Source organism: Acinetobacter sp. WCHAc060033 (assembly GCF_004209125.1).
GTDB lineage: Bacteria > Pseudomonadota > Gammaproteobacteria > Pseudomonadales > Moraxellaceae > Acinetobacter > Acinetobacter wuhouensis.
The window spans coordinates 1-25,737 of the sequence record NZ_SGSW01000035.1; the positions used below are offsets into that span (position 1 = coordinate 1).

The 25,737-nt window shown below is 36.1% G+C and carries 30 protein-coding genes and 1 pseudogene; 20 read left to right on the top strand and 11 right to left on the bottom strand.

Annotation, left to right across the window (positions count from 1 at the left end; genetic code table 11):
• On the top strand, positions 1 to 209 hold a 209-nt coding region (locus EXE10_RS21755; protein WP_213073857.1), incomplete at its 5' end, for a hypothetical protein.
• On the top strand, positions 187 to 687 hold the full coding sequence (locus tag EXE10_RS14830) for a hypothetical protein (protein WP_130113876.1): 501 nt from the start codon (positions 187 to 189) through the stop codon (positions 685 to 687). The genes EXE10_RS21755 and EXE10_RS14830, both read left to right, overlap by 23 nt.
• Here the strand turns inward: EXE10_RS14830 and EXE10_RS14835 are convergent, their stop codons facing one another.
• From EXE10_RS14835 to tusD, 4 genes are read right to left on the bottom strand one after another with little or no spacing between them, the layout of a single operon-like run.
• Positions 688 to 999 (bottom strand): TusE/DsrC/DsvC family sulfur relay protein, encoded by a 312-nt coding sequence (locus EXE10_RS14835; RefSeq protein ID WP_130113877.1) that lies wholly within the window; start codon positions 997 to 999, stop codon positions 688 to 690.
• Positions 1,000 to 1,053: 54 nt separating this feature from the next.
• Positions 1,054 to 1,338 carry a DsrH/TusB family sulfur metabolism protein gene (locus EXE10_RS14840; protein ID WP_130113878.1) on the bottom strand — a complete coding sequence of 95 codons (285 nt, stop codon included), beginning with the start codon at positions 1,336 to 1,338 and terminating at the stop codon, positions 1,054 to 1,056.
• A 42-nt stretch (positions 1,339 to 1,380) separates the two neighbouring features.
• Complete coding sequence (locus tag EXE10_RS14845; protein ID WP_130113879.1) at positions 1,381 to 1,731, bottom strand: hypothetical protein; 351 nt, start codon at positions 1,729 to 1,731, stop codon at positions 1,381 to 1,383.
• 43 nt (positions 1,732 to 1,774) lie between these two features.
• The gene (tusD, locus tag EXE10_RS14850) at positions 1,775 to 2,143 is read right to left on the bottom strand and encodes a sulfurtransferase complex subunit TusD (protein WP_068975993.1); all 369 of its coding nucleotides are present in this window, start codon (positions 2,141 to 2,143) and stop codon (positions 1,775 to 1,777) included.
• Between the two features lie 122 nt (positions 2,144 to 2,265).
• On the opposite strand from tusD, the gene EXE10_RS14855 reads away from it, so the two are divergent.
• The 9 genes and pseudogenes from EXE10_RS14855 to EXE10_RS14900 all read left to right on the top strand — a co-directional run bounded on the left by EXE10_RS14855 (position 2,266) and on the right by EXE10_RS14900 (position 11,258).
• The gene (locus EXE10_RS14855) at positions 2,266 to 3,270 is read left to right on the top strand and encodes an SDR family NAD(P)-dependent oxidoreductase (RefSeq protein WP_130113880.1); all 1,005 of its coding nucleotides are present in this window, start codon (positions 2,266 to 2,268) and stop codon (positions 3,268 to 3,270) included.
• 213 nt (positions 3,271 to 3,483) lie between these two features.
• Entirely contained in the window at positions 3,484 to 4,878 is a 1,395-nt protein-coding gene (fumC, locus tag EXE10_RS14860; RefSeq protein WP_068975991.1) for a class II fumarate hydratase, read from the top strand.
• 1,065 nt (positions 4,879 to 5,943) lie between these two features.
• A complete protein-coding gene (locus EXE10_RS14870) occupies positions 5,944 to 6,435 on the top strand; it encodes a hypothetical protein (RefSeq protein ID WP_130113882.1) in 492 nt (163 codons plus the stop codon).
• Positions 6,436 to 6,660: 225 nt separating this feature from the next.
• On the top strand, positions 6,661 to 7,263 hold the full coding sequence (locus EXE10_RS14875) for a nitroreductase family protein (protein WP_130113883.1): 603 nt from the start codon (positions 6,661 to 6,663) through the stop codon (positions 7,261 to 7,263).
• Between the two features lie 197 nt (positions 7,264 to 7,460).
• A pseudogene (locus EXE10_RS21940) lies at positions 7,461 to 7,586 on the top strand (nitroreductase); the annotation flags it as partial.
• A gap of 245 nt (positions 7,587 to 7,831) precedes the next feature.
• Positions 7,832 to 8,317 (top strand): DUF2946 domain-containing protein, encoded by a 486-nt coding sequence (locus EXE10_RS14885; RefSeq protein ID WP_130113884.1) that lies wholly within the window; start codon positions 7,832 to 7,834, stop codon positions 8,315 to 8,317.
• Positions 8,318 to 8,593: 276 nt separating this feature from the next.
• On the top strand, positions 8,594 to 10,051 hold the full coding sequence (locus EXE10_RS14890) for a cytochrome ubiquinol oxidase subunit I (protein ID WP_068975985.1): 1,458 nt from the start codon (positions 8,594 to 8,596) through the stop codon (positions 10,049 to 10,051).
• On the top strand, positions 10,051 to 11,055 hold the full coding sequence (cydB, locus tag EXE10_RS14895; protein ID WP_130113885.1) for a cytochrome d ubiquinol oxidase subunit II: 1,005 nt from the start codon (positions 10,051 to 10,053) through the stop codon (positions 11,053 to 11,055). Before EXE10_RS14890 ends, cydB begins: the two co-directional genes overlap by 1 nt.
• Before the next feature lie 95 nt (positions 11,056 to 11,150).
• On the top strand, positions 11,151 to 11,258 hold the full coding sequence (locus EXE10_RS14900; RefSeq protein ID WP_087553447.1) for a DUF2474 family protein: 108 nt from the start codon (positions 11,151 to 11,153) through the stop codon (positions 11,256 to 11,258).
• A 106-nt stretch (positions 11,259 to 11,364) separates the two neighbouring features.
• Here the strand turns inward: EXE10_RS14900 and EXE10_RS14905 are convergent, their stop codons facing one another.
• Together EXE10_RS14905 and EXE10_RS14910 are read right to left on the bottom strand one after the other, a co-directional pair.
• Positions 11,365 to 12,159, bottom strand: a complete 795-nt coding sequence (locus EXE10_RS14905; protein WP_130113886.1) for a DUF805 domain-containing protein — start codon at positions 12,157 to 12,159, stop codon at positions 11,365 to 11,367.
• A gap of 127 nt (positions 12,160 to 12,286) precedes the next feature.
• The gene (locus EXE10_RS14910; RefSeq protein ID WP_130113887.1) at positions 12,287 to 13,204 is read right to left on the bottom strand and encodes a LysR family transcriptional regulator; all 918 of its coding nucleotides are present in this window, start codon (positions 13,202 to 13,204) and stop codon (positions 12,287 to 12,289) included.
• A 129-nt stretch (positions 13,205 to 13,333) separates the two neighbouring features.
• On the opposite strand from EXE10_RS14910, the gene EXE10_RS14915 reads away from it, so the two are divergent.
• The 6 genes from EXE10_RS14915 to EXE10_RS14940 all read left to right on the top strand — a co-directional run bounded on the left by EXE10_RS14915 (position 13,334) and on the right by EXE10_RS14940 (position 18,527).
• Entirely contained in the window at positions 13,334 to 14,572 is a 1,239-nt protein-coding gene (locus EXE10_RS14915; protein WP_130113888.1) for an acyl-CoA dehydrogenase family protein, read from the top strand.
• Positions 14,573 to 14,759: 187 nt separating this feature from the next.
• Positions 14,760 to 15,881, top strand: a complete 1,122-nt coding sequence (locus EXE10_RS14920) for a phosphotransferase family protein (protein ID WP_087553444.1) — start codon at positions 14,760 to 14,762, stop codon at positions 15,879 to 15,881.
• Entirely contained in the window at positions 15,878 to 16,576 is a 699-nt protein-coding gene (locus EXE10_RS14925) for a histidine phosphatase family protein (RefSeq protein ID WP_130113889.1), read from the top strand. The genes EXE10_RS14920 and EXE10_RS14925 overlap by 4 nt, the downstream gene beginning before the upstream one ends.
• Before the next feature lie 50 nt (positions 16,577 to 16,626).
• Positions 16,627 to 17,370: an SDR family oxidoreductase gene (locus tag EXE10_RS14930; protein ID WP_130113890.1), complete on the top strand. Its 744-nt coding sequence runs from the start codon at positions 16,627 to 16,629 to the stop codon at positions 17,368 to 17,370.
• 94 nt (positions 17,371 to 17,464) lie between these two features.
• On the top strand, positions 17,465 to 17,734 hold the full coding sequence (locus tag EXE10_RS14935; RefSeq protein WP_130113891.1) for a hypothetical protein: 270 nt from the start codon (positions 17,465 to 17,467) through the stop codon (positions 17,732 to 17,734).
• Between the two features lie 79 nt (positions 17,735 to 17,813).
• The gene (locus EXE10_RS14940) at positions 17,814 to 18,527 is read left to right on the top strand and encodes an SGNH/GDSL hydrolase family protein (RefSeq protein ID WP_130113892.1); all 714 of its coding nucleotides are present in this window, start codon (positions 17,814 to 17,816) and stop codon (positions 18,525 to 18,527) included.
• 4 nt (positions 18,528 to 18,531) lie between these two features.
• Here the strand turns inward: EXE10_RS14940 and EXE10_RS14945 are convergent, their stop codons facing one another.
• Both EXE10_RS14945 and EXE10_RS14950 read right to left on the bottom strand, forming a co-directional pair.
• Complete coding sequence (locus tag EXE10_RS14945; RefSeq protein ID WP_087553440.1) at positions 18,532 to 18,810, bottom strand: helix-turn-helix domain-containing protein; 279 nt, start codon at positions 18,808 to 18,810, stop codon at positions 18,532 to 18,534.
• Between the two features lies 1 nt (position 18,811).
• Entirely contained in the window at positions 18,812 to 20,104 is a 1,293-nt protein-coding gene (locus tag EXE10_RS14950) for a type II toxin-antitoxin system HipA family toxin (protein WP_130113893.1), read from the bottom strand.
• A gap of 131 nt (positions 20,105 to 20,235) precedes the next feature.
• On the opposite strand from EXE10_RS14950, the gene EXE10_RS14955 reads away from it, so the two are divergent.
• Entirely contained in the window at positions 20,236 to 20,826 is a 591-nt protein-coding gene (locus tag EXE10_RS14955) for a uracil-DNA glycosylase family protein (RefSeq protein ID WP_130113894.1), read from the top strand.
• A gap of 24 nt (positions 20,827 to 20,850) precedes the next feature.
• Here the strand turns inward: EXE10_RS14955 and EXE10_RS14960 are convergent, their stop codons facing one another.
• Entirely contained in the window at positions 20,851 to 21,714 is an 864-nt protein-coding gene (locus tag EXE10_RS14960) for a DMT family transporter (protein WP_130113895.1), read from the bottom strand.
• Between the two features lie 145 nt (positions 21,715 to 21,859).
• Here EXE10_RS14960 and EXE10_RS14965 point away from each other — a divergent pair, with 145 nt between their 5' ends.
• Positions 21,860 to 23,281 (top strand): PLP-dependent aminotransferase family protein, encoded by a 1,422-nt coding sequence (locus EXE10_RS14965; protein ID WP_130113896.1) that lies wholly within the window; start codon positions 21,860 to 21,862, stop codon positions 23,279 to 23,281.
• Between the two features lie 30 nt (positions 23,282 to 23,311).
• Here EXE10_RS14965 and EXE10_RS14970 read toward each other — a convergent pair whose 3' ends face one another.
• Positions 23,312 to 23,749, bottom strand: a complete 438-nt coding sequence (locus EXE10_RS14970) for a hypothetical protein (protein WP_130113897.1) — start codon at positions 23,747 to 23,749, stop codon at positions 23,312 to 23,314.
• Positions 23,750 to 23,925: 176 nt separating this feature from the next.
• Here EXE10_RS14970 and EXE10_RS14975 point away from each other — a divergent pair, with 176 nt between their 5' ends.
• Entirely contained in the window at positions 23,926 to 24,567 is a 642-nt protein-coding gene (locus tag EXE10_RS14975; RefSeq protein ID WP_130113898.1) for a class I SAM-dependent methyltransferase, read from the top strand.
• Positions 24,568 to 24,666: 99 nt separating this feature from the next.
• Here EXE10_RS14975 and EXE10_RS14980 read toward each other — a convergent pair whose 3' ends face one another.
• Positions 24,667 to 25,707, bottom strand: a complete 1,041-nt coding sequence (locus EXE10_RS14980) for an IS481 family transposase (protein ID WP_130113899.1) — start codon at positions 25,705 to 25,707, stop codon at positions 24,667 to 24,669.
• Between the last annotated feature and the right edge of the window lie 30 nt (positions 25,708 to 25,737).

Below are 25,737 nucleotides of genomic sequence, written 5' to 3' on the forward strand. Positions count from 1 at the left end.
CGACTTTAAAGTTTGTGAATGCATTAATTAAATTTGGTTGGGGTAAAACAAAAGAAATGTATAGTGAGTATTATCCTACTAAATTAACGAAGCGTTATGATTTGAAAACTAATTATATTTTACCAAATTGTAAAAATATGACCGTTCCTCGGCATAATAATCATTTACATGTTAAAGGATTGGATTATGAATTTAAGTCGGATACTTAATTTGATTTTTATTACTTGTTTTGTTAGTGGTTGTAATAAAGTTTATTATAATGAATTTAATAAAAATATTTCACAAGTGGTTAATAACAAAAGTTATATTCTTAATCAAGTGAATGATTTATCAGATTATACTAGGATAGATGATGTCAATAATTGTAAAATTTATGCATCAAATGGTTTGGATCAAGTTTTCTGGACGTTGAATAATAATCTTTTGATGATTCAAATAATGAATGAAGATAATTATACTAAAACTTCTGAGGGATTGAAAAATGGATTATCGGTAAAAGTTATCAATGACTTGTATTCAAAATTTTCTATAATAAAAGTAAAAAGTGAAGGTGCTGGAGATTCACAAAATAATTTTGTTTATAATATTAAGTTGCGTTCACATGAACTTTCAATTAATGTTGCTGATGATATCGTTAGTAGTTACGATTTTTCAATAAATGGTTTTACTACAAATTTATGTAATTAATCACAAACAATTCGCAGGTTTAGGAACTCCCGCCAAACGACTCAAATGGCGAGCAACTAAACCTGTATTAAATTTTTCTTGTAATACAGCATTATTAATCTCAGAACTTACCGTTTTCATCAAAAACTTAATTAACGGGCGAGTTGCGGGTGAGTGTCCAAACTGTGCGTAAAACTGGCGCACCGCTTGCAAAACTTCAAAATGCCAAGGTGTCAATTGCAGATCTAAAGTGTTCGCCAGTTCTTGGGCAACATTTTCATCCCAAATCGTATAATCAACCAAATGACCATCTTGGTCTAATTCAAAACTCATAAATAACCCGATACAACCGAAAAATAAAAAGATAAAAAAGTGCCAGTTAGTTAGCTATTTTAAACTCATACAACGCGTAAAGTCTAAAACCAAGTCTGCAAATTGATCATATGAAATCAATTTAATCTGACTTGGAAGCGATTCAGACAAAATTTCTGCGTCATTTTCCAAAACATAAAGATTCTGTTTACTTTGTAAACGAATATCATGGGCAAAAAGAACAGCATCACCAGTGAGTACAATATGATCATTGATACTATGAATCTGTTCTAACTGATCCAAAACCTGATCTGTATGAGCATAATCAGATTGAATTAAAAAAAGTGTCTGTGTTGTCATATTAGGCGACCTATTCAATACTAAAAAATCAGAAAATTAAACTTACCAATACAACACATGATCAAAAGATTGGATCAATTCAGCATTAAAATCCACAAACTCAATTTCCTGTTGTGATTGTGTAACAAAGCACGATTTTTTATTCACATTTTCTACTAAAATTGGAGTTAAATCATAGAATTCAAAACTATCAACCATATTTGAAGCCAACTTAAAAGCTTGCTGAAGACCATTAAAGTTCAGTTCAGATTTTAACAGGCTTAATCCAGCATCTTTAAGTAAAACTTTGATTTCACATCCAAAAGTGGCGAGTACCATCGTCGCAGATAGACTTTCATGAACATTTAAGCTATTCAAATTCGCTTGGGTTAAAACAACAAGTACAGTATTCACACAAATTACCTTTTAAATGCAACAGTCTAATGGAATTATCCACTTAGAATTGAATGAGACGCTCTGTAGACTGGACTGCATCTGCAAGTTCACCTAATCCTACAAGTTCAAAGCCATCAGCTAGATTATGGGTTTGAATTTGATGACGTTTAGCATTCTCTTGATCTGTAATTCCCCGCGTAAGCGCAGCACTCACACAGACAGGAAGTCGGATTGCGAGTTTTTGCCATTCTACAGACAAATTACGTTGATCATCAGGAACCCACTGCAAGCTGTTCGCCACTTGCACCGCATCCTGATAGAAAAAAACACGAAAGGTTTGATTCTTTGCTTTTAAAGCTTGCGCCAAACCCAAAGCATGCCATGCATGAATTGACGTTGGTGCAGCCGTGATTAGTAATAGAGTACTCATTTAGTTTGATTCACGTAGAGGATCAGAGAATGGAGCGTTTCTAACATCCAGACTGGGTAATTTTCAAATTTGAGATTTTCGAACCCGATAACTTTCGAAATTGATCATCATAGGTAGTATAAATGATTTTAGTGACTGGTGGTTTAGGCTTTATAGGCTCGCATGTGGTTTTAAGTTTGCTGGCTCAGGGGCAAGAGGTTGTTATTGTAGATAATCTCGCCAATGCAAATCTACAGTCATTGGAACGACTTGAATTTATTTCACGAATGTACATTCCATTCGTAAAAATTGATATTCGCAATACACCTGCTTTAAATAAAGTATTTGAACAATATTCAATCGATGCGGTTGTTCATTGTGCAGGTTTTAAATCTGTTGAAGAGTCAAACTTAAAACCGCTTGAATATTATAACGATAATCTCAGTTGTATCATGAGTTTATTGCGAGCTATGCAACGAACAGGTGTACGCAAATTTATTCACATTTCCAGTTTAATGGTCTATGGTCAGTCCAGTTTGTATTTAAATGAACAAACGGAAATTAATTATTCATATCCAAATCCTTATATAAAATCACAACAAATGATTGAAGAAATCATTCGAGATACGTTTAAAACCGATCAAGAATGGAAAATGGCAATTTTGCGAGTTGCCAATGTGGGCGGTGCTTTTGAACACGGTGTATTAGGTGAATTTGTGGTGCCTTTGCCTAAAAATGTGTTGCCTGTGTTATTACAAGTTGCTGCACAACAGCGTGATTTAATTGAGCTACAACGTTTTGCCAATACTAAAGATCAAACCGTGGAACGTAGTTTTGTGCATGTATTAGATGTGTGTGAAGCTGTTAAATCGAGTCTGCATTGGTTAAATGAACAAGACAATATATTGGAAAGTTTTGATATTGCTGGAACAGTTGCATCAATCCAAGAATTGACGCAAAGTGTTGAAGAAGTCACCCAGTCTAAGATTCATCATATTGATGCGACTTACAAAATCAATGAATTAGAACAAGTGGCATCAACCAGTGAGAAAGCATTTAAAGTTTTAAATTGGAAAGCGCAACGTTCAATTAACCAAATGATTGAGGATGAATGGCGTTTTTATCAAAACACGTTAAATAATCGATAAATATGCAACAGATGATATTTTATTGAAAATAATTATCATTTACATTTTCTGCCGATTTGTTTAGCATGAATTGATCAAGGCAAAAGTACGAATGGCTGTTTGTATTCAAAATAATGTATCAAAGCTAATCTGTGCATTATTTTTTCAAGACAGTACAACGATTGTAACCAAGCTTTTCTTGAAACTAAAACATGGATAAATAAGAGGTTGAAAATGCAAACACGTATTGAACATGACACCATGGGCGATGTAGAAGTTCCAAGTGAGGCATTGTGGGGCGCGCAGACTCAACGTAGTGTACAGAATTTCAAGATCGGCACAGAACACATGCCACGTCCGATGATTCGTGCAATGGGTTTAGTGAAAAAAGCCGCTGCAATCACCAATGCTGAACTCAATCAAATTCCTCAAGATTTATCTCAATACATTGTAGATGCTGCCGATGAAGTGATCTCAGGAAAATGGGATTCACAATTTCCTTTAGTGGTTTGGCAAACAGGTTCGGGTACGCAAAGTAACATGAACTGTAATGAGGTGATCGCCAATATTGCCAATCAAAAACTAGGAAATCCTTTAGGTTCACAAAAACCTGTTCATCCAAATGATCATGTCAATCGTGCGCAATCTACCAATGATTCATTTCCTACAGCAATTCATGTTGCTACAGCGATTCAGATCAATGAATTACTCATTCCAGCAGTAGAACGACTGCGTGACACTTTGCAGCGTAAGTCTGAAGAGTTTAATGATATTGTCAAAATTGGGCGTACCCATTTACAAGATGCAACGCCATTAACGCTAGGGCAAGAATTTAGTGGTTATGTGGCACAACTTGACCATGGTTTAAAGCGCTTAAAGCAAGCACTGGTCTGGATCTATGAGTTGCCATTAGGCGGGACAGCTGTGGGCACAGGTTTAAATGCGCATCCTGATTATGCTGAAAAAGCGGCTGAACAATTGGCAAATTTGACAGGCTTACCATTCATTACCAATCCAAATAAATTTGAAGCGCTTGCAGGTCGTGATGCTGTAGTTTTTGCTTCAGGTGCCTTAAAAACTTTAGCCGCGAGTCTGAATAAAATCGCCAATGATGTGCGTTGGTTGGCGAGTGGCCCACGTTGCGGTTTGGGTGAATTGCTTATTCCAGAAAATGAACCTGGTTCAAGCATTATGCCAGGTAAAGTGAATCCAACCCAATGTGAAGCGATGACCATGGTGGTTGCACAAGTAATGGGCAATGATACGACCATTAATATTGCTGGGGCCTCTGGAAATTTTGAACTAAATGTATTCATGCCTGTGATGGCTTATAACATTGTTCAATCGATTCAATTGCTTGGTGATGCATGTAATAGCTTTGATGAGCATTGTGCGGTAGGGATTGAACCAAATCGTGAGAAAATTGATTATTTCTTACATAACTCGTTGATGCTCGTGACAGCTTTAAATCCTGTGATTGGCTATGAAAATGCAGCGAAGGTTGCAAAAACAGCTTATAAACAAGGTAAAACTTTAAAAGAAGTGGCGGTCGAGTTGGGCTTTGTCACTCCTGAGCAATTTGATGAAGTGGTACAACCTGAAAAAATGGTTCATCCAAATGTTAAATAATCATTCAGTTGCATAATTGATCGTATTTTTACTCTTATGCATATCTGCCTTATATGTAGTGGAAATCATATATGCGTAGATAGTGTTAGAGTAAAGTCGTATAAAAGAAGCTCACATGAGTGGGCTTTCATTTTATAGTGGGTATAATGTGAAAATAATAATTATATTTTTTGATCGTGTTCAAAATTGTATGCTGATTTAAACTGCCAACAAAATGATTGACAATATTTTCAAATAAAACACTGTCTTTTTAAGACGTCATGTGGATATATTTCAAACGTGGCATATAACCATGCAGCAATATGAGCGGATTGCTTAGTTGATCACCCAAAATAGAGTTTAAGCAGATTTAAAGCAATGAAGTAGGGCGCTTGGACATCTTTTTTATTGGTCGTTAATAAATGTTACTTTATCATTACGTTTTCAAAGTAAACCTTCGTACAAAATTTTAAGCCAAATGATTCATTATATTAAAAGCAATCTCCCCATTATTATTCTATTTTTGATCGTTGTTGGTGGTTTCGCCTATCCATTTTATTCTGGAGAGTGGTTCGTTGCGAATCGGTTGTCTGATATTGACACGAAGTGTTATGGCGTGGATGTTCCAGAAAGGATTCCCTATAACAAGGCAATTTTGTTTTGTTCCTGTGTGCATGCTAATGGACATGTCAGTAAAGAGGAAAATTATAAATATTGTGAAAGAAAATTTGTTGAATAGAACTTTGCTAAATAGCGCATTATTTAATGTGATTTTCTTAATGGTTTTTAAATTTGACTTACATTGCCTCAAAGATAGATCTTAGCCCTAAGAATTATTTAAAAAGCACATACATCCGCGTTTTAAATGTAGAATGTATCGAAGACATTCCATTTGAAATGATCTCCAATCTTAAACGCATCAAATCTAACCATTAACAATCTTGGTGAGAACCTTTGCATTGAATTCACTGTCATAGTTGATAAAATGCATTTTTAATTTTGTTAATGTTTTAAACTCACTTTGTATTTGTTTTGCAAGGTGGTAATTAATCATTAAAATACAGCTAGTTATCAAAGGTTATATTAATGCTCTCTATATATTTAACGGATGTTCAGGAAAATGTTCAATTCAAAGATTATCCAGGTGAGCATCCTGTTAAATTTATTTTAAATTTCAAAAAAATATTTCCAAGTGTGATGGAGCTTCTATTGCCTGTACTTCCAGAAGATGAAGATTTGGATAAAATGACTTGGGAATCGACAACTGAAGATTTTGAAACATTTAAGAAGTTTTTAACGGGTTGGGGTGTGATTGAACTACGCTTACAAGCCATTAGCCAATATAAAAATAAGAATTTTGCAGATCAATTGCTTAAGCAAGCGCAGGCAAAACGCAAGGAGTTTGCTAAAAAGCAACAGCAGTTATTGACAGTAGAGCTGGATTATTTATTGATGCATGAAACGCATGCTTTGATTGATGCCGAACTTGTTGAATTAGGTGAAAAATTTTATTTACCGACGTTGCGAGATCTTTGGAAAAATACAGTTTCAGCAAAAGTATTGAATGCAAATTTTTGATTATTACTTAGATTAAAATTAGGGGCTTTTGCCCCTTTTTATTTCTAAATGAAAATAGTCGTGGAGTATTTGTTGTTATATTTATAACTTATGAAAAGTAAAAAAATGTTGTCGATTGGAATCTAAAAATTACACAGTTTTAACGTAAATATCATAGAAGTCGTGACATTCCATGTTTAAATGATAAAAAGTTATATCAGTCACGTATTTAAAAGTGGAGTTAAAATGTCAAAAGATTTTAATGATTTAATTAAAAATCGTCGTTCTATTTATGCCATTGGTAAAAATGTAAAGTTTAGCGCAGACGAAGTCGCTGAACTCATTCAAACCACAGTTGCCAATAGTCCTTCAGCTTTTAACTCACAAACTTCACGTGTGGTGATTTTGTTTAATCAAGAGCATCAAAAATATTGGGATATTGTTAAAGAAGTGCTTAAACCATTTGCACCGAATGAAGAAGCTGCTGCAGCGACTAATGCTAAAATTGATAGTTTTGCAGCAGGTTTTGGAACAGCGTTGTTCTTTGAAGATCAAGATGTGGTGAAAACCTTGCAAGATCAATTTCCAGGTTATGCAGACAATTTCCCAATTTGGTCAGAGCAGTCTACAGGGATTGCACAATTTGCAGTGTGGACGGCATTAGCAGAGCAAGGTATTGGCGCATCACTGCAACACTACAATCCGCTCGTTGATGAAAAAGTTGCTGCACAGTGGAATCTACCTGCAAACTGGAAACTTCGTGCACAATTGGTCTTTGGTTCAATCGAAGCATCAGCTGGTGAAAAAGAATATATGGATCGTGCGCAACGTTTCCGTGTGTTTAAATAATTTATTCAAAAGAATTAAATCATAATTTTAAAAAAGCTTATAAAAAAGTAGATATTCGTATCTACTTTTTTTGTTTTAACACCTTAGATTCTGATCATTTAATTTAAAAGTATTAATTAGAATATCTATGTAATATTTTCTGATGTATCGGTTTTTCCCGAGGATATATCTAAGGTTTTTCAAAAAAATCGAATGATATTTTAGATTTAATAAATAAATCTCGTGTAATTTATGCGATTGGACGCTATGTACAACAAATGCCTGAGTATTTAACAGACTTCATTCAACAGACAATTAAGCAAAGTCCATCATCATTTAACTCGTAATCTTCTCGTGTGGTGATTTTATTCACCTTAAGTAAGAAAAATCCTTAATGAATAAAAAAGAAAAGTATTGCTAAAAAAATGCTAAAGATGCTTTGAATTAAATTTTAAATAGACTATAGTAAAGATTGAAAAGTCGAGTAATGCGCTTGGTTTTTATTCTATTGATTATTTAATCTTGTTAAATATTTCTATAGTAACCAAAGCAAAAACTTTTTATCTCTCTCCCAATATGAGCAATGCATGTGCTAAGACGTAGTGGTCTGTTGCTGGCTTTTGCAACAGTATTTTTACAGCTTGCGGTATTCTTACAACCGCTATTACCAGAGCAATATCAAATTGCTCCGGTCTGTGAAGACATTACTCAGTCTTTATTGCGTCCGTCTCATTCGCATAATTTAAACTCAGAATCTCAAGACTTCTCTCATCATCATTTACAAGATTTTTCAAAACAGCCTGAAAGCAGTTTTATTCATCACTATTTACATGCGGATCAAGATGAACAACGCTCTACAACAGGGCATAATCATCATGACATGAACCATCAATGCCAATATTGTGTGGTCTATGGCAACTTAGTGATGCCACCTGAAGTTGGTGTACAAGAGATTCTGGTTCGTATTCAAGTCAAGTTAATGGCATTTGTTGAAGCCTTTCAACATGTCTATTTTCTATTACAACGTCTATTCCTCATTCCTCAAGGGCGAGCCCCACCCACTGTCTTCGCATAAACATATTCATCGGTCAGCGATCTTGAACGATAACGTGTTCTCAATCGTTGGCTGTATTCGAAAATCGTTTTTATAGAGACAGATGATGATTAATCAAAATTTCCTTAGATTTGAAGGAAAAGAGACTTGCATGCTTTTTTTAGGATTGTTTAAAAATTCTGCAAAATTAAAGCAACAGATCTCAGTAAAAGTGTGGATGTATACTGAAAAAATACAGCAAAATTTGTTCATGTATGAAAACAAAATTCAACTTTTCTTGATGAAAAAGGTGATGCCATGAGTTTAGGATTTACTGCTTTAGAATTGGCACGCATTCAGTTTGCTTTTACTGTGTCTTTTCACATTATTTTCCCTGCAATTTCAATTGGTTTAGCGAGCTTTCTTGCTGTGTTGGAATGGCGTTGGTTAAAAACCAAAGACCCTGTATATCAAGACTTATTTAAGTTTTGGGTCAAAATTTTCGCCGTGGCTTTTGGTATGGGCGTGGTATCCGGTGTGGTGATGAGTTATCAGTTCGGTACCAATTGGAGTGAATTTTCCCGTGTTGCAGGTTCTGTAACAGGTCCACTATTAACTTATGAAGTTTTAAGTGCATTTTTCTTAGAGGCAGGCTTCCTCGGTATCATGCTGTTTGGTTGGGGGCGTGTAGGACCTCGGGCGCATTTCTTTGCTACAGCCATGGTAGCAGTCGGAACCTGTATTTCGATGTTTTGGATTTTGTCCTCTAACAGTTGGATGCAAACCCCGCAAGGCTTTAGTATTGAAAATGGCATCATCGTGCCGCAAGATTGGTTTGCAATCGTATTTAACCCATCATTTCCATATCGTTTAGCCCACATGGCTGCAGCAGCATTCCTTGTTTCAGCACTTTTAGTTGCATCAACAGCAGGTTGGCATTTGCTCAAGGGTCGCCGTGATGCTTTGGTGAAAAAGTCATTTTCCATGGCAATGTGGATGATTCTCATCCTTGCACCTTTACAAGTGATCATTGGTGATAATCACGGTTTGAATACCTTGAAACATCAACCTGCCAAATTGGCTGCCATTGAAGGGCATTGGGAAACCAATAAAGGCGAAGGTATGCCGTTATATTTATTCGGTATTCCTGATATGGAAGCAGAAGAAACGAAATATGCGATTGGTATTCCAAACTTGGGCAGCTTGATCATGACCCATAGTATGGATGGAGAGGTGAAAGGCTTAAAAGAATTTGCCAAAGAAGATCGTCCAAACTCATTGGTGGTGTTTTGGAGCTTCCGCATCATGGTCGGATTAGGCGTACTAATGATTCTGTTGGCACTATTTGCATTGGTATTACGCAAAGGTGGCAAGCTGTATGAAAATAAATGGTTACATCGTTTTGCCTTTGTGATGGGACCTTCTGGTTTCATTGCCTTACTTGCAGGTTGGTTTACCACTGAAGTCGGTCGTCAGCCGTGGGTGGTCTATGGTGTAATGCGCACTAAAGATGCCTTGTCGCCTGTATCTGCGGAACAAGTCGGTTTGACTTTGATTATTTTCGTGGTGGTGTACTGCGTGGTATTCGGAATCGGGATTTATTACATGCTGAAACTGATGCATAAAGGTCCTGAGTTTATCCATGCAAGCCCTGAGGGAATTGTCCATAGCGAAGAAGCGGTGATCCTTGCTTCTAAACGCCCACTCAGTACAGTAGAAGAAAGCCTGGATGTTGATGCGAATACTCAAAATAGCAATGAACAGGAGCGTAAATAATGATTGATTTATCTCTGATTTGGATTGTTATTATTGCCATTGGCGTATTTATCTACGTGGTGTTGGATGGTTTTGATTTGGGAATCGGGATTTTATTTCCATTCTTCAAAGATCAACATGAACGCGATGTAATGATGAATACTGTCGCACCTGTGTGGGATGGAAATGAAACATGGATGGTACTTGGTGGTGCTGCATTATATGCAGCATTCCCGATGGTCTATGCCACTGTATTATCCGCTTTATATTTACCGATTATTTTCATGGTCATCGCTTTAATCTTCCGTGGGGTGGCTTTTGAATTCCGCTTTAAAGCCAATCGTACCAAGCATTTATGGGATAAAGCATTTATTGGTGGTTCTATTCTTGCGAGTTTTTTCCAAGGCATGATCTTGGGTGCATATATCCAAGGCATTAAAGTTGAAAATCACATGTATGCGGGTGGGGGGCTAGATTGGCTGACTCCATTTACTGTATTTACAGGGATTGGGGTGGTTGTACTTTATGCCGCTTTGGGATGTGGTTGGTTGATCTTTAAAACGGATCATGACTTGCAAGATCGTATGTATAAACTCATGCCGAAAATGATCATTGCTCTATTCGTGATCTTTGGGGCAGTGAGTATTTATACACCGATGGCGCATCCTGAAATTGCGACACGTTGGTTCAGCCAACCGCAGTTGATGTATTTTAGCCCTGTACCAATTTTGGTGGTGATTTTTACATGGCTTGTTCTACGTGCATGTAAGAATCGCGCTGAATTGAGCCCATTTATCTATACTTTGGCTTTGGTTTTCCTTGCTTATACAGGCTTTATGATCAGCCTATGGCCATACATCATTCCGCCATCAATTACGATTTGGGACGCTGCAGCTCCACAAAGCAGTCAATTATTTGCTTTAATTGGTGCATTGATTTTGATTCCAATCATTTTGATCTATACAGGGCTGTCATATTGGGTATTCCGTGACAAAGTCCGTGTGGGTGATGAAGGTTATCATTAAGTTTTAAGCCAATCGGTTTGCTTAGGCGGTGTAAATAGCCTAAGCAATTTTGATACTTCATTGGCATATTGAACATAGAAATAGAGGTGACGACATTGAAATTATCTCAAACTCAATGGTTTATCGTTTTATGGCTAGGTGGTTTTCTAACACTTGCTGTGATTGCAGGATTTTTTAGGATGTTGATTCAATTGGCATATTGATTAAACATTATGATGTTCAAAAAATGAGGAACTAAGTTCCTCATTTTTTGAATGACTCACGATTATGAAGTAGAAACTTAATGAAAAAGGTAGATGAATATCCTTTTTATCTTTGATTGGCTTCTTGAACAATTTGACTTTCTGTAGCCTCTGCTGCAGCATTTGCCGCTTCAACAGCATCTTCTGCTGATTGATTTACCGCTTCACTACTTTCTTCAATTACTTCTGCTTGCTGTTCAATTTCATCAGTGGAATGTTCTATTTCTTGTTCCATATTTTCAAGCTGTTGTGCTAGATTAGAATCATCTTGCTCAGCCATTTCTATCGTATTCATCTGTTGATTTAGACTATTTTGCATAGATAGCATCCATACTGCGATTGATCCATAAGCAACGATGAAAATAGCGAGGAAAACAGCGTAGAGAGTGCCAAGCAGTTTTTCAGTTTGTTCTGTAGCACGTTGTGGTCCGTATTTATTGTCCCCATCTGTACCTTTGGCACACATGATATAGATTCCAAAAATAACATTGATCAAAGGAATTAAGAACAATAGCCATAACCAACCACTTTTGTCTAAATCATGGATACGACGGATTGAAATACAAGTAGAAATAATGGCGAAAGCAAGGATAACTGCTGAAAAGAGAAATATAACAAAATAGCCTAAGCCAGATTGAAATAATATTTCAAAGGTAAATGCACCAGACTTCAAAAAAGCAACACTAGCGATACCAGCGACGATGAAGAGGGTACATGTATAAAGCATTCCGACGATAAACATCCACGCAAGATAAGACAGTCGACTAAAACGCCCCTTGGGTGAAAATGGATTATCTTTATCCTGTGAATAAGATGATGGATTTGTTAAAGCTGCTGTAGTTTGTGTTTCTAGAGGGTTCATGATAGTTCCTGAACTTTGTTTTTATAAAGAATGTTAAAATTATCGTGCACATACTATGCAAAAAAGAGCCGATAAACAATCAAAAACAGCGTAGATTGTTGAACAATAAATAATCTTTTAAAATAGCCTAAGCAAATATTTTAAAAATTTGGTTTCTCAAATAAGCATGTCTCGAATTTTCTTTTAAATCTCGATGCCAATAAATTCCCATATTTAACATAGGCAATTCAATTGGATGTTCAAAAATATGAATATTCTCAGCAATATTTAAATGAGACAATATTTGTCTAGGAATGGTGAGCATCACTTCAGGAGATTGAGCAAGGACTTGTAGTGCAGTTGAATAATGCTGACAGCGCATAAAAATCTCTCGAACATATTGTTTTTTATTCAAATACATATCCTCTAAGAGAACCCCAGTGCGCCGTGATGAAACACCAATATGTGGTGCTGAAAAATACAATTCGCTATTCATTTCACTTTGTTGGGTACAGATGACAAACTGGTCTTGCTCTAAGTTTTGATAGAGAATCTTCTCGCCATAATTTTGTTCAAGATCAATAACAAAATCTATTTGTTGCGATGCTAAATCAGCAACAACATTTTTACGATCTAATTTACAACTTTGAAAATGAATCCCTAAATTAAGCTTTTGAAAATGTTGAATCAGTTTAGGAAAGATAATCGGTTCAATTTCATCATGTACGGCAATTTTTAAAGTCTGTACCATACTTGGATCAAACATCTGTTTTTGCTTAGAAATACTTTGAAAAGCCAAGAGTGCATCTTGCACAGGTTGATAAATTTGCTCTGCAAACGGTGTAGGCAACATTTTACTGCCAGCACGTACAAACAAATCATCTTTTAAATGTTGTCTAAGTCGTTGTAAAGCATGACTGGCTGCTGATTGGGTAATGCACAAAATTTGAGCCGCTTTAGAAATACTTTTTTGCTCATAAATCGTAATAAAAAGTGGATATAAATTAATGTCAATATGGTGAAAAATTGCCATATCGAGATGAGATTTGTTATGAATACTATTCATAGATATATATGGAATTAAATCATTTTGTTCATATTAGTTTTTCAGCTAATGTAAGTAAAGCACCAATATTTATGAAAACAGATTATTTTTTTTAATTTATTTTTTCAATCATTTGACAGGAAGAGCAGGATGTTTGAACTTTCAGCACGCGCACAGGATTTTGTAGAACGCACAAAAGCTTTTATCAAAAATGAAATCGAGCCCGTAGAAACAGAATTTTGGAATGAAGTACATCATTTGAATCAAGGTGGTGATTGGACCAAATGGCAATGGCCTGCACAACTTGAAGTATTAAAAAATAAAGCGAAAGACGCTGGGCTTTGGAACATGTTCTTGCCAGATCCAGTATTGGGGGCTGGCTTATCTGTGCAGGAATATGCCCATATCGCAGAACTTTCAGGACGCAGTTTGATTGCACCAACCGTATTTAACTGCAATGCACCTGACAGTGGCAATATGGAAGTTTTGTGGCGCTATGGTTCAGAAGCACAAAAAGAACGATGGTTGAAACCCTTATTAGCAGGAAAAATTCGCTCTGTATTTTGTATGACTGAACCAGCGGTTGCCTCATCCGATGCCACCAATATGCAAGCCACTGCTGTGGTCGATGGTGATGACATTGTTCTCAATGGTCGTAAATGGTGGTCTTCAGGTTTAGGCGATCCAAATGCAAAAATCATTATTTTTATGGCGCATACCCCAGATGAAACCAAAGACCGTCATCATCAGCATTCGATGGTTTTAGTTCCTGTGGATGCTGTTGGGGTGACGATTGAACGTATGCTCCCTGTGTTTGGTGATTATGATGCACCACATGGTCACGGTGAAATTAGCTTTGATAATGTACGTGTACCTGTAGCGAATTTTATTGGCGGTGCAGGGCAAGGTTTTGAAATTGCACAGGGGCGTTTAGGACCAGGTCGTATTCACCATTGTATGCGTTGCATTGGCGCTGCTGAAAAATCATTAGAGTTAATGATTGACCGTGGCATGAGCCGTACAGCTTTTGGTAAAGAAATTTTAAAACTCGGTGGAAACTTAGAACGCGTTGCTGAAGCACGCGTTGCAATTGACCAAGCTCGTTTATTGACCTTATATGCTGCTTATAAAATGGATACACAAGGCAATATGGCAGCACTGACAGAAATTTCAGCGATTAAAGTGGTTGCACCATCTGTGCTCGAAAAAGTGGTGGATATGGCAATCCAACTGCATGGTGGTATGGGCGTTTCACGCGATACACCATTGACAGGTTTCTTTGCACAAGCACGTTCGCTACGTTTAGCCGATGGGCCTGATGAAGTTCATAAAGGCATGATTGCAAAACTTGAACTTAAAAAACGTGGTTATGGATCACGTAAAAAATAAGCTTATTAAAGTTTGTGAATTTTAGTGAATAAAGTCCTTATTTGATTCAAGATGTTATATAAATAGAGTGATCTTTTTAAAAGTATATATTTTGCAACTAAGGGCTTTAAAAAGATGACATTTCAGACATATCTCAACCAAAGTGATGCGCGTTTGAAATGTCAGAGAATTAATTCAGGGAAAAAACATGTCGGTGATTGATGTTGGTGGAAATGTACGTGAAGGTGAGGAACTGGATATTCGTGCAGTAGGGAATTGGCTCATTGAAAATGGTTCAGAAATTTCGGGGAATGTCGAAGTCACTCAATATTCTGGTGGTGCTTCAAATTGGACTTATCGCTTAAAGTACGACAATGCTGATTTAATTTTACGCCGCCCACCGAAAGGCACAAAAGCCAAATCTGCACATGACATGGCGCGTGAATTTAATGTACAAAATTGGCTTGCACCTTATTATCCAGTGCTTCCTGAAATGGTTGCCTTATGCCAAGATGAATCAGTGATTGGTTGTGATTTCTATGTGATGAAGCGCATTGAAGGCATTATTCCTCGTGCCAAGCTACCTGCTGAATTGAATTTTAATGAAGAACAAGTTCGTGAATTGTGTATCAATGTTTTAGATAAACTAATTGAATTACATCAAGTTCCGTATCAAGGGACTAAGTTAGAACAACTCGGAAAAGGGGATGGTTATTGCCGTCGTCAAGTTGAAGGTTGGGATAGTCGTTACGAGAAAGCCCATACCATCAATGTGCCAAGTTTTAAATATGTTCGTAAATGGTTGAGTGAAAATATTCCTGCTGATTCGACCAGTTGTGTAATTCATAATGACTGGCGGTTTGATAATGTGATTCTTGATCCAAACAATCCAACTCAAGTAATTGGCGTATTGGATTGGGAAATGGCAACGATCGGTGATCCATTGATGGATTTAGGTTCTGCTTTGGCGTATTGGGTTGAAGATACCGATAACCAAATTTTCAAAGCCACTCGTCGCCAACCGACCAACTTAAAAGGGATGTTCACGCGTAAAGAAGTGGTTGATTATTATCTAGAAAAAACAGGTTTAAAACCTGAGAATTGGACATTTTACGAAGTATTTGGAATTTTCCGTTTGGCGGTAATCGCACAACAAATTTACTATCGTTATTATCATAAACAAACCGATAATCCTGCATTTAAGGATTTTTGGATTGTGATACATGCCTTACATATTCGTGCTTTGAAATTGATTGGTATGCAAAAAATTGAAGCCAATGAAGTAGCACATAAATATATTGAAAAATTTAAGGAAATATTAGGAAAATGACCACAATCTATCTGGTTCGTCATGGACAGGCATCTTTTGGTGCAGAAAGTTATGACAAACTTTCTCCCAATGGCGAATTGCAAGCCAAAATACTCGGTCAATATTTCGATAAGATTTTGAAAGAAGAACCTGATGTCGTTGCAGGTTCAATGCAACGACATCAGCAAACGGCCAATTTTGCTTTAGCGGAATGTTTTCCTGAAGCAAAAATCGTGACCGATAGTGCTTGGAATGAGTTTAATCATCAACAAGTTTTTGCGCAGTATGATCCACGTTTTAATGAACCGCATTTGCTTAAACAGGAAGTGGCTAAAGAAAGTAGTCCACGCGCATATCTCGCCAAGATTTTTGAAGGGGCGATTGAGCGCTGGACAGGTGGAGAATTTCATCATGAATATGATGAAGCTTGGCCAGATTTTAAGAATCGTGTTGAAAATGCATTACAGAATTTGTGTGATGAATTGGCAAAAACAAAGCCACGTTATGCGGTGGTATTTACTTCTGGCGGTGTCATTTCTGTGGTTGCAGGTAAGCTTTTAGAACTGAATCCAAATAAAACTTTTGCTTTAAATTGGGCGATCGCAAATACCAGTTTAACGACATTGCGTTTGGTTGGAAATGAACCGCAATTGCTCAGTTTAAATGAACATCATTTTATCAAAGCTGAAGATCCACAATTATTGACTTGGATTTAGGTTAAAGAGAGAAAAACAAACGAGAAATTCAAAGGATTAAGGGTATTGTCATGGCAAAAACGATTTTAATTACAGGTGCAAGTTCGGGTATCGGTGCAGGAATGGCACGTGAATTTGCACAAAAAGGTTATAACTTGGCGATTTGCGCACGTCGTTTAGAGCGTCTTGAAACGCTCAAACAAGAACTGGAGTCAAAATACGGCGTAAAAGTTATTGCTAAAACTTTGGACGTGACCCATTACGAACAAGTATTTCAAGTCTTTCGTGATTTTAAACAAGATTTTGGCTCGATTGATCGAATTATTGTCAATGCGGGCGTAGGTGATGGACGTCGTATTGGGAATGGTAAATTTGAAATTAACCGTGCAACGGTAGAAACCAATTTTATTTCTGCTTTAGCACAGTGCGAAGCTGCGGTGGAAATTTTCCGTGAACAAAAGTTTGGTCATCTCGTGGTGATCTCATCCATGAGTGCGATTCGTGGTATGCCAAAACATTTAACCGCTTACGGCGCAAGTAAAGCAGGTGTTGCAGCATTGGCTGAAGGTATTCGTGCGGAATTGATTGATACTAAGATTAAAGTTTCAACAATTTATCCTGGTTATATTCGTACTGAAATCAATGAAGGTGCTAAAAAACTACCTTTCGAGGTTGATGTGGAAACAGGCTCACATTTATTAGTCAAAGCCATTGAAAAACAACCTGTTAAAGCTTATGTTCCACAATGGCCATGGTTACCATTAGGTCTTGCAATGAAAGTATTGCCTTTAAAAATTGTCAATAAATTGGGCTAATTAACGAGCTAATTGATCAAAAGAAATGTGATGAGTGATAAAATATGTTTTATCACTCAATAAAAACAATAATCAAAATAAAAGGTTCAATTATATGTACGCAATTTTAGGTTTTATTGTCAGTAGTGTTTTGGTCATCATTGCGCGAGTGAGTTATTTATTTTTCTTTGATAAATCCTGTGAAATTCAACTGTGCCTTTTACAACTTTCCGAAACCCAAAAAGTGATGTATGTCGGTGTTATTTTAATCGGATCTTATAATGCACATTTGATCTCAAAGGGTAAGAAAAATTCAATATTAATTTTTGAATTTATTGGGACATTTATATTTGCTTTCGCCTTGAATTTTTTAAATTTGGGATAAACATCCTTTTTAATAGATTTTAGTCAGTAACATTTTTCGATATGCTTATACTGGTAAATATTCTTTTGAATGGTATTCAATGTTTTTAAAAATTTCTACTGTTGCTTTAATCCCTGCATTATTGATTCAAGGCTATCATGTAAAAAAGAATACGCTTCGTTTACCAGAAGCAATAGGTATTCGTTATGGAAAAGTTGGTCAAGGAAAACCATTATCTATTTTAATTTTGGGTGATTCTGCTGCGGCGGGTGTCGGTGTAGAAACACAATCAGATGCATTATTGGGTGCTGTTTTAGATGAATTAAAACAAGATTTTGAAATCAGTTATCAACTGGAAGCAAAAACAGGCGATACCACGTTACAAGTTTTAGAAAGAACTCAGTTACTTGAGAGTCATGATTTTGATGTGGTGATTACATCTGTTGGTGTTAATGATGTAACCAAATTAAGCTCACCGAAAAAATGGATTCAACAACAACAAAACTTCTATAAAGAAATTGAGAATAAATTTACACCCAAATTGGTATTGGTCACGGGTGTACCACCAATGAATCTATTTCCAGCATTACCCAATCCGCTTGGATGGCTGTTTGGACAGTATTCGAGTGAAATGAATCAAAAATTAGCGCAGTTTGTAAAAAGTAAATCTAATTATCAATTGATTCAATTTGATTTAGCCCATTTTAATGCTTTAGATTTAGACATGGCGGAGGATGGTTTTCATCCAAGTAAAGAGATTTATCAGCTTTGGGCAGGGGAATTAGCAAACAAAATAAGGGCTTATTTAAAATAGAACCTTATCGTTTTTTCACAGTTAAATCTAATCCAAAGGCGTTAAATAGTTTTAAAATAGATTGCAATGTAGGATTAGAGTCTTCTTGCTCAATTTTTTGTAAAGTTTGCGGCGCAATTTTTGTGATTTTTGACATTTCAGGTAATGTAAGCCGTAATTCAGTGCGTAAATACTTAGCGACTTGATAAATTTGCCATTCAGGATGTTGTTCAATCGTGTCTAAGACATGCTGCCTTTTTTGCATTTGCTCAATTGGGCTAAGAGATTTAAAGCGTTTATCCATTTTATAACTCGCTTAATTGTTGGCAAATATTTTCTATTCGATAATGACTATTTTTAATAATATCTTGATCAATTCCAATCTGTTGCATAAAAGCCATTAAACCGGAATAAAGAGGTAATTGCGCTTTGAACATATCGAGAAGTACTTGTTGATCTATATCACAGCTTGCTGAAACTTGTTCAATAACAGATTTCCAATTGGGTGAACCACCTTGATCTTTCAATTCCCAACGAGTTGTTCGGGCGATCCCATCGGGATGCAACCACATTGGAGCAAAGTCGTACAATGGCGTTAACTGAATAGTGCCATCAAAATTGCGTTGAATCGCAGTATTACGAGTATGGTTATCCTTATTTCCTAAAGCAACATTGGCAAGATCACGCTTTAGGTACTCAAAAATTTCAATTTCAGGATGTGTGCAACTCTCTGCAATGAGACGGCAAATCTGATTATGTGATAATTTAACACCAAATCCAGCACGTTGACTCAGTGAAGCAATACTTTCCTGCGCCAAACGAATAACTTGATCATTCTGAATAATTCGATCGAATCTAGGGATAAATAGGGTACGTCCGTGCATTTCTATATCTTGAAATACATTTAATTCAAGATACTGCGCAACTTTCATATATAAAGCTTCTTGAGATAAGATTTTCTCAAGGCGCGAATCTTGCCCGCGACTAAACTTTACCAGCCAATGTTTTTTTGCATGACTATCTTCAAGTGTATGATCGAGATAGAACAGACCATCATGCGCTTGTGTCAATAATAACTTTGGCCATTCTCCTTGAACACCAGAAGAACCACCTACAAATAAACCAAACGACGCTAATGACTCAATAAATTTTTCATCTCTGTCGGTAATTTCTTGCAGTGTAAAGCCATGAATTTTATTCGGATAATTCTTAGTGAGCCATTCATTGGCTTCCTTAATCCTCAAATTTCCAATAGGATTACTTGCACCTGCATTGAGTAATGCCCAATCAGCATGTTGTTGGGTATTTTCTGGAAAGTTAAGTTGATGTAATAGTTCTTTCCGCCCAAAACCTTGTGGTAATAAATCCATTAAAAATGCAGGCCAAGTATCACAATGAATACTTTGCACGTTTACAGGAAAGTTAAAACTTAATGCATGTGCATCTCGTTGATCCATATATGAGATGGCATATTCAAATAAATAAGATGTACGTGTTTGTGCTTCCCAACCTAAGTTTGAAGCCTCCATCAACTCTACAATTGCACAGTCTTGCCATTGTTGTTGATTAAAAATCTGTATCGTACAATAATTATTCATAATTTTATTATAGTAGATTTATATCAGAAATAAAGCATCTATTTATCTATTTTAATAAAATAATAGCTCTATGGATTGCAAATCTATTTATAGCGGTTAAGATAAGTTTTCTTCACATTTTGAATGATGAAATGTCAGATCAAATTATCGAAACCCACCCATTACAACCATTCCTACCTCAGAATGCCAAACTGTTAATGCTTGGAAGTTTTCCGCCACCTAAAACACGTTGGAAAATGGATTTCTATTATCCGAATTATCAAAATGACATGTGGCGAATTTTTGGTTTGATTTTTTTTAATAACAAAGACTATTTTTTAGATTTAACCAATAAAAACTTTAAAGAACAATTGATTCGGGACTTTTTAAATCAAAAGGGCATTGCATTTTTTGACACGGCGTATCAAGTGATCCGTTTAAAAGGAAATGCATCTGATAAATTTCTACAGATTGAAACACCGACAAATCTAAAATTACTTTTAGATCAAATGCCTGAATGCCATAGCATCATGACTACGGGGGATAAAGCGACAGATACTTTAATGCTTTCAATGCCAGATGGAACTGAAAAACCACAAATCGGGCATTCAGTACAAACAGTATTTGATGATCGTGCGGTGACTTTATTTCGTATGCCATCATCATCACGTGCTTATCCACTGGCTTTAGATAAAAAAGCCGAAGCTTATAATAGCTTATTTAAAGAAATAGGCTTACTTTAAGTAAGTTTTAATCAGTAATTTAGATTAAGCATATTTTTTTGCAATAGTGACACATACAACCACTGCAAAACATACAACAATCATCGCTAGACTAATTTTTTCACCCAATAAAAGTGCGGATAACATTAAACCGATAAAGGGTTGTACCAATTGAATTTGTCCCACTTGAGCAATACCACCAAGTGCTAAACCTTTGTACCAAAAAACAAAACCAATGAGCATGCTAAAAAGTGATACGTAAATAAGCCCAGCAATTTCAGCGAGATGAATATGGTCAAAATTTTCAGGAAAATAATAAACACTCATAATGAGCATCAAGGGTAAAGCGATAACCAAAGCCCAACAAATCACTTGCCAACCGCCGAGTTCTCTTGAGAGTTTTCCACCTTCCGCATAACCCAAACCACAAGTGATAATTGCAACAAACATATATAAATCACCTGAACTCAATTTTAGATGCTGATTTTCATAAAACATGTAAGCGACAACAATCGTGCTACCAATCAAAGCAAACAACCAAAAGGGTAAAGATGGTTTTTCACCGCCACGCAACACTGCAAATATTGCTGTAGATAGTGGTAATAAACCCACAAATACAATTGCATGTGCTGAAGTCACCGTTTGTAGAGCCAGTGCTGTAAATAGCGGAAAGCCGATGACTACACCAAAAGCAACAATAATCAATGATTTGAACTGAAGCCTATTTGGCTTGATTTGCTTAAAAGCATATAAACAAAGCAATGCGATCATACCTGCAATCGCTGCACGCGCAGTGGTGAGAAATTCTGGGTTAAAACCCATCACGGCGATACGTGTCGCAGGCAGTGAACCTGCAAAAATGGTTACGCCAATAAAACCATTGATCCAGCCAATATTTGACTTATTCATTTTTTATTACTCAGTGGAGTTAAAATGATTTAACTGCACTGGCAAATAAATGAATAGATACACTACAATACAGTTTTAAATAACTGTTATGTATTTTAAAGCAGTACAATTTAGGTTTTAGGCAAATTTAATTGGAAGGTATGTCATGGCAAAAACAAAAATAGATCAAACCATGCAAATAATTCGAGATCAAATTGCCAATAAAAGTTTGATTGTAGGTTCACGCTTACCCTCAGTACGCCAATTTGCGATACGTTTAAACTGCTCAGTTTCGACCGTGGTTGAAGCTTATGCAAGATTAGTGGCGGAAGGTGTTTTAGAATCTCGTTTAGGCTCTGGCTACTATGTATTGGGTAAGACAAAAACATTTACCATTGTCGAAACAGAAGTGCAGTATCAACGTGAAGTAGATCCTTTATGGATTTCAAGACAATCTTTAGATGCAAAGTCAGATGTGCTTAAACCTGGATGTGGTTGGTTACCCAGTAATTGGATGCCTGAGCAGTCTATTCGTAAAGCATTAAAACAAGTTGCGAAATCTGAAAATATACCCTTAACAGACTATGCAACACCGCATGGGCATTTAGAATTACGTCAATTGATCGCTAGGAAAAAAGAGGCTCTTGATTTAAAAACTCAACTGAACCAAATTTTTATTACGGATTCTGCAACACAATCGATAGACCTTATTTTTAGGCACTTACTACAAGCAGGTGATGTAATTCTGATTGATGATCCTTGTTATTTTAACTTTAGAGCATTAATTCAAGCGCATCATTTAAAAGCTGTGCCAATTCCATTTACTGCTAATGGTCCAGATGTTGAAAAGTTTGAACAAGCTTTAACACTTAAACCTAAAATTTATTTAACGAATTCAGGGATTCATAATCCAACAGGCACTTCGATTTCATTACAAACGGTTTATCAAATTTCAAAATTGGTTGAACAAGCCAATATGCTAATCGTCGAAGATGAAATTTTTTCAGATTTTGAATACACACCAGCGCCACGTTATGCAGCTTTAGCGGGTTTAAAGCATGTCATTCAAATTGGTAGTTTTACCAAAACACTTTCAGCAGCCGTCCGCTGTGGCTATATCATTGCCGAGTCAAAACTGATTGATCAACTCATTGATTTGAGAATTGCGACCAATTTTAGCAATAGCCATTTGAATGCAGAGATTGTTTATCAAGCCTTGATTGATGGAAGTTATCCAAAGCATTTAGACTGGCTCAAAAAACAACTTAATAAAGCCATGAATGATACGATTCAAAAACTCGCTCTTTTAGATATTCATCCATTAAATGTTCCGACTGCTGGAATTTTTTTATGGTGTAAATTGCCGATAGGAATTCAAGCAGCCGAGTTATCCAAATTATGTCTTAAAAGCGATGTAATTTTGGCACCAGGAAATTCATTTAGCCAAGCTGAAAACGCAGGGCAATATATGAGATTTAATGTCGCACAATGTATTGATAAAAAAGTTTTTGATGTACTTGATCAGGCAATACAGCAATTAAAACTTAGTTATTCAACATCACAAATTCAGTCTGTGGTTTCAAAGTAATTAAATGATATGACTTTAATATTGAATCATTTATCCATCATATTCGACATAATCCCACAGGTTTAAACGTGATTTAATTTCTTTACGTATATTTGGAATCAGCGGTAATAATGTGCCATCAATCCATAAGCTGAGTGCTTGAGTATTGATTTTATTGTTATCTGCATCAACCAGTTGAGCGCCTTTTATCATCAATAAGGTTTCTTCAGGAGTTGTCGTTTCAATCCCTTTAAACAACACTTGTAATTCATGACCTGTATCTAAAATGAGCCATTCCAATTCGATTTGAATGTTTTCATCAGATTTGAGTACAGCTTGACCCTGCAAAATATCTTGATCTGCTAAGCAATCATATTCCACACGAACTTTACTGAGATGCCAGTGTTGACCTTTTAAATCATCTAATGTTTTACGGGGCGTTAAAATATCTTCAAGATTGAACTGTTTACTTAAATCAAAAAATTGCATGTAGGGAGAAACTTAAACAAATAAAAGAGGAGCAAAAGAATAGGACGGCATAATAAAACATTTACAAAGTTGAGTAAAACGATTCACCTTATTGATTCAAAATATGTATAAACAGGAAGCGAATAATGATCGTAAGATTCAACTTATCTTGAAGAAAATAAATGTAGGATCAAGTTATGGATGTAAAAGAAGTACCAAGTCCGATTGATTTAAAGAATCCGCAAGATGCTTTAGTGTGGGCAAATGAAGTCAATGAGAAACGACCGTGGCGTTATGAATTCTTTGACTATTATGTCGATTTTGCAAAAAAGATCAGTCAAAAAATGAATAATGAAAATAGGGCAATCCATTTGCTTGAAATTGGTTCAGGACCTGGATTTTTAGCCAAACATTTATTAACTCAGTGTGGTGATATTCAATACACAGCAGCTGACTTTTCAGAAACTATGCATGCACTTTCTAAAAGCAAGTTATCAGCCAATGAGTTACAGAGAACTGAATATATTCTTTGTGATTTTAAAACAGCTGAATGGAGAGCGCGGTTAGCTCAATATGATGTGGTGATTATTCATCAAGCTTTACACGAACTGAGACATAAGCATTATGCAACTCAATTTCATCAAGAGGTGAAATCACTTTTGAAACCGCAAGCTGTGTATTTTGTTTGTGACCATATCTTTGCACCAGACGCGATGAAAAATAACGAACTTTATATGTCTCAACATGAACATTTTCAGGCATTAAAGAATGCGGGATTCAATGATGTAGCTTTAGTTAAAGAAATTAAAGGCTTATGTTTATTTGAATGTTATGTATAGTCATTTTTATGAGTAAGTTTAATGTAATGACATTCATATTACATGTACTAGCTCAGACCTGATCTGACAGTTACCCATTTTTTAATGGTGACTGTCAGTTTAAATTTGAGCTAAATTCTTCTCAGCCCAAATTCGTTTTCCATCAAGTAATGTTTCAAATGGTGTTCGACCATTGCACATTTTGCCCTGATGGGTTCGTTCAGTATTATAAAACTTTAACCATTCGTCTAGGTCTATTTGTAAGTCTTCCAATGAACTATAAAGTTTCTTCCTGAAAGTGATTTGATAAAACTCCTGTAAAATTGTCTTATGAAAGCGTTCACATATACCATTGGTTTGTGGAGATGCAGCTTTCGTCTTTGTATGGTCTATATCATTGACTGCTAAATATAATTCATAATCATGATGTTCTATCTTTCCGCAATATTCAGTTCCTCTATCTGTTAGGATACGTAGCATTGGTAAGTCTTGTGATTGATAAAAAGGCAGTACACGATCATTCAATAAATCAGCACAAGTAATCGGTGTTTTAGTTGTATAGAGTTTACAGTGTACAACTTTGCTATAGGTATCAATAAAAGTCTGTTGATAAATACGACCAACGCCTTTTAAATTTCCAACATAGAAAGTGTCTTGTGAGCCTAAATAGCCTGGATGAGCTGTTTCAATTTCACCACATGCAACATCGTCTTCATGTTTACGTTCTAATGCGGCTATTTGCTGATCATTCAGCTGAATACCTTCTTGAGCAACTTTCGCTTCTAATGCTTTGAGCCTTTTCTTAAAGTTCTCTAGATCATGGCGAAGCCATATAGATCGAACTCCACTACCTGATACAAATATGCCTTGTTTACGTAGTTCATTGCTTGTTCTGTGTTGTCCATATGCAGGGTATTGAATGGCATAATCCATAACAGCCTTTTCAATATGATCATCGACTCGATTTTTTAAATTAGGTACACGCTTGGATTTATTGATCAAAGCATCCATATCACCTGATTCGGTGAGTTCTTGATAGCGATAAAATGTATCTCTAGATACACCCATCACTTTACAAGCTCTGGAAACATTTGGAAGTTCTTCAGCTAAATTGAGTAAGCCTACTTTGTGTTTAATGATTTGATTGTTAGTATGCATCATAGAAAGTTACCTTTGTTTTGTTAAGATTCG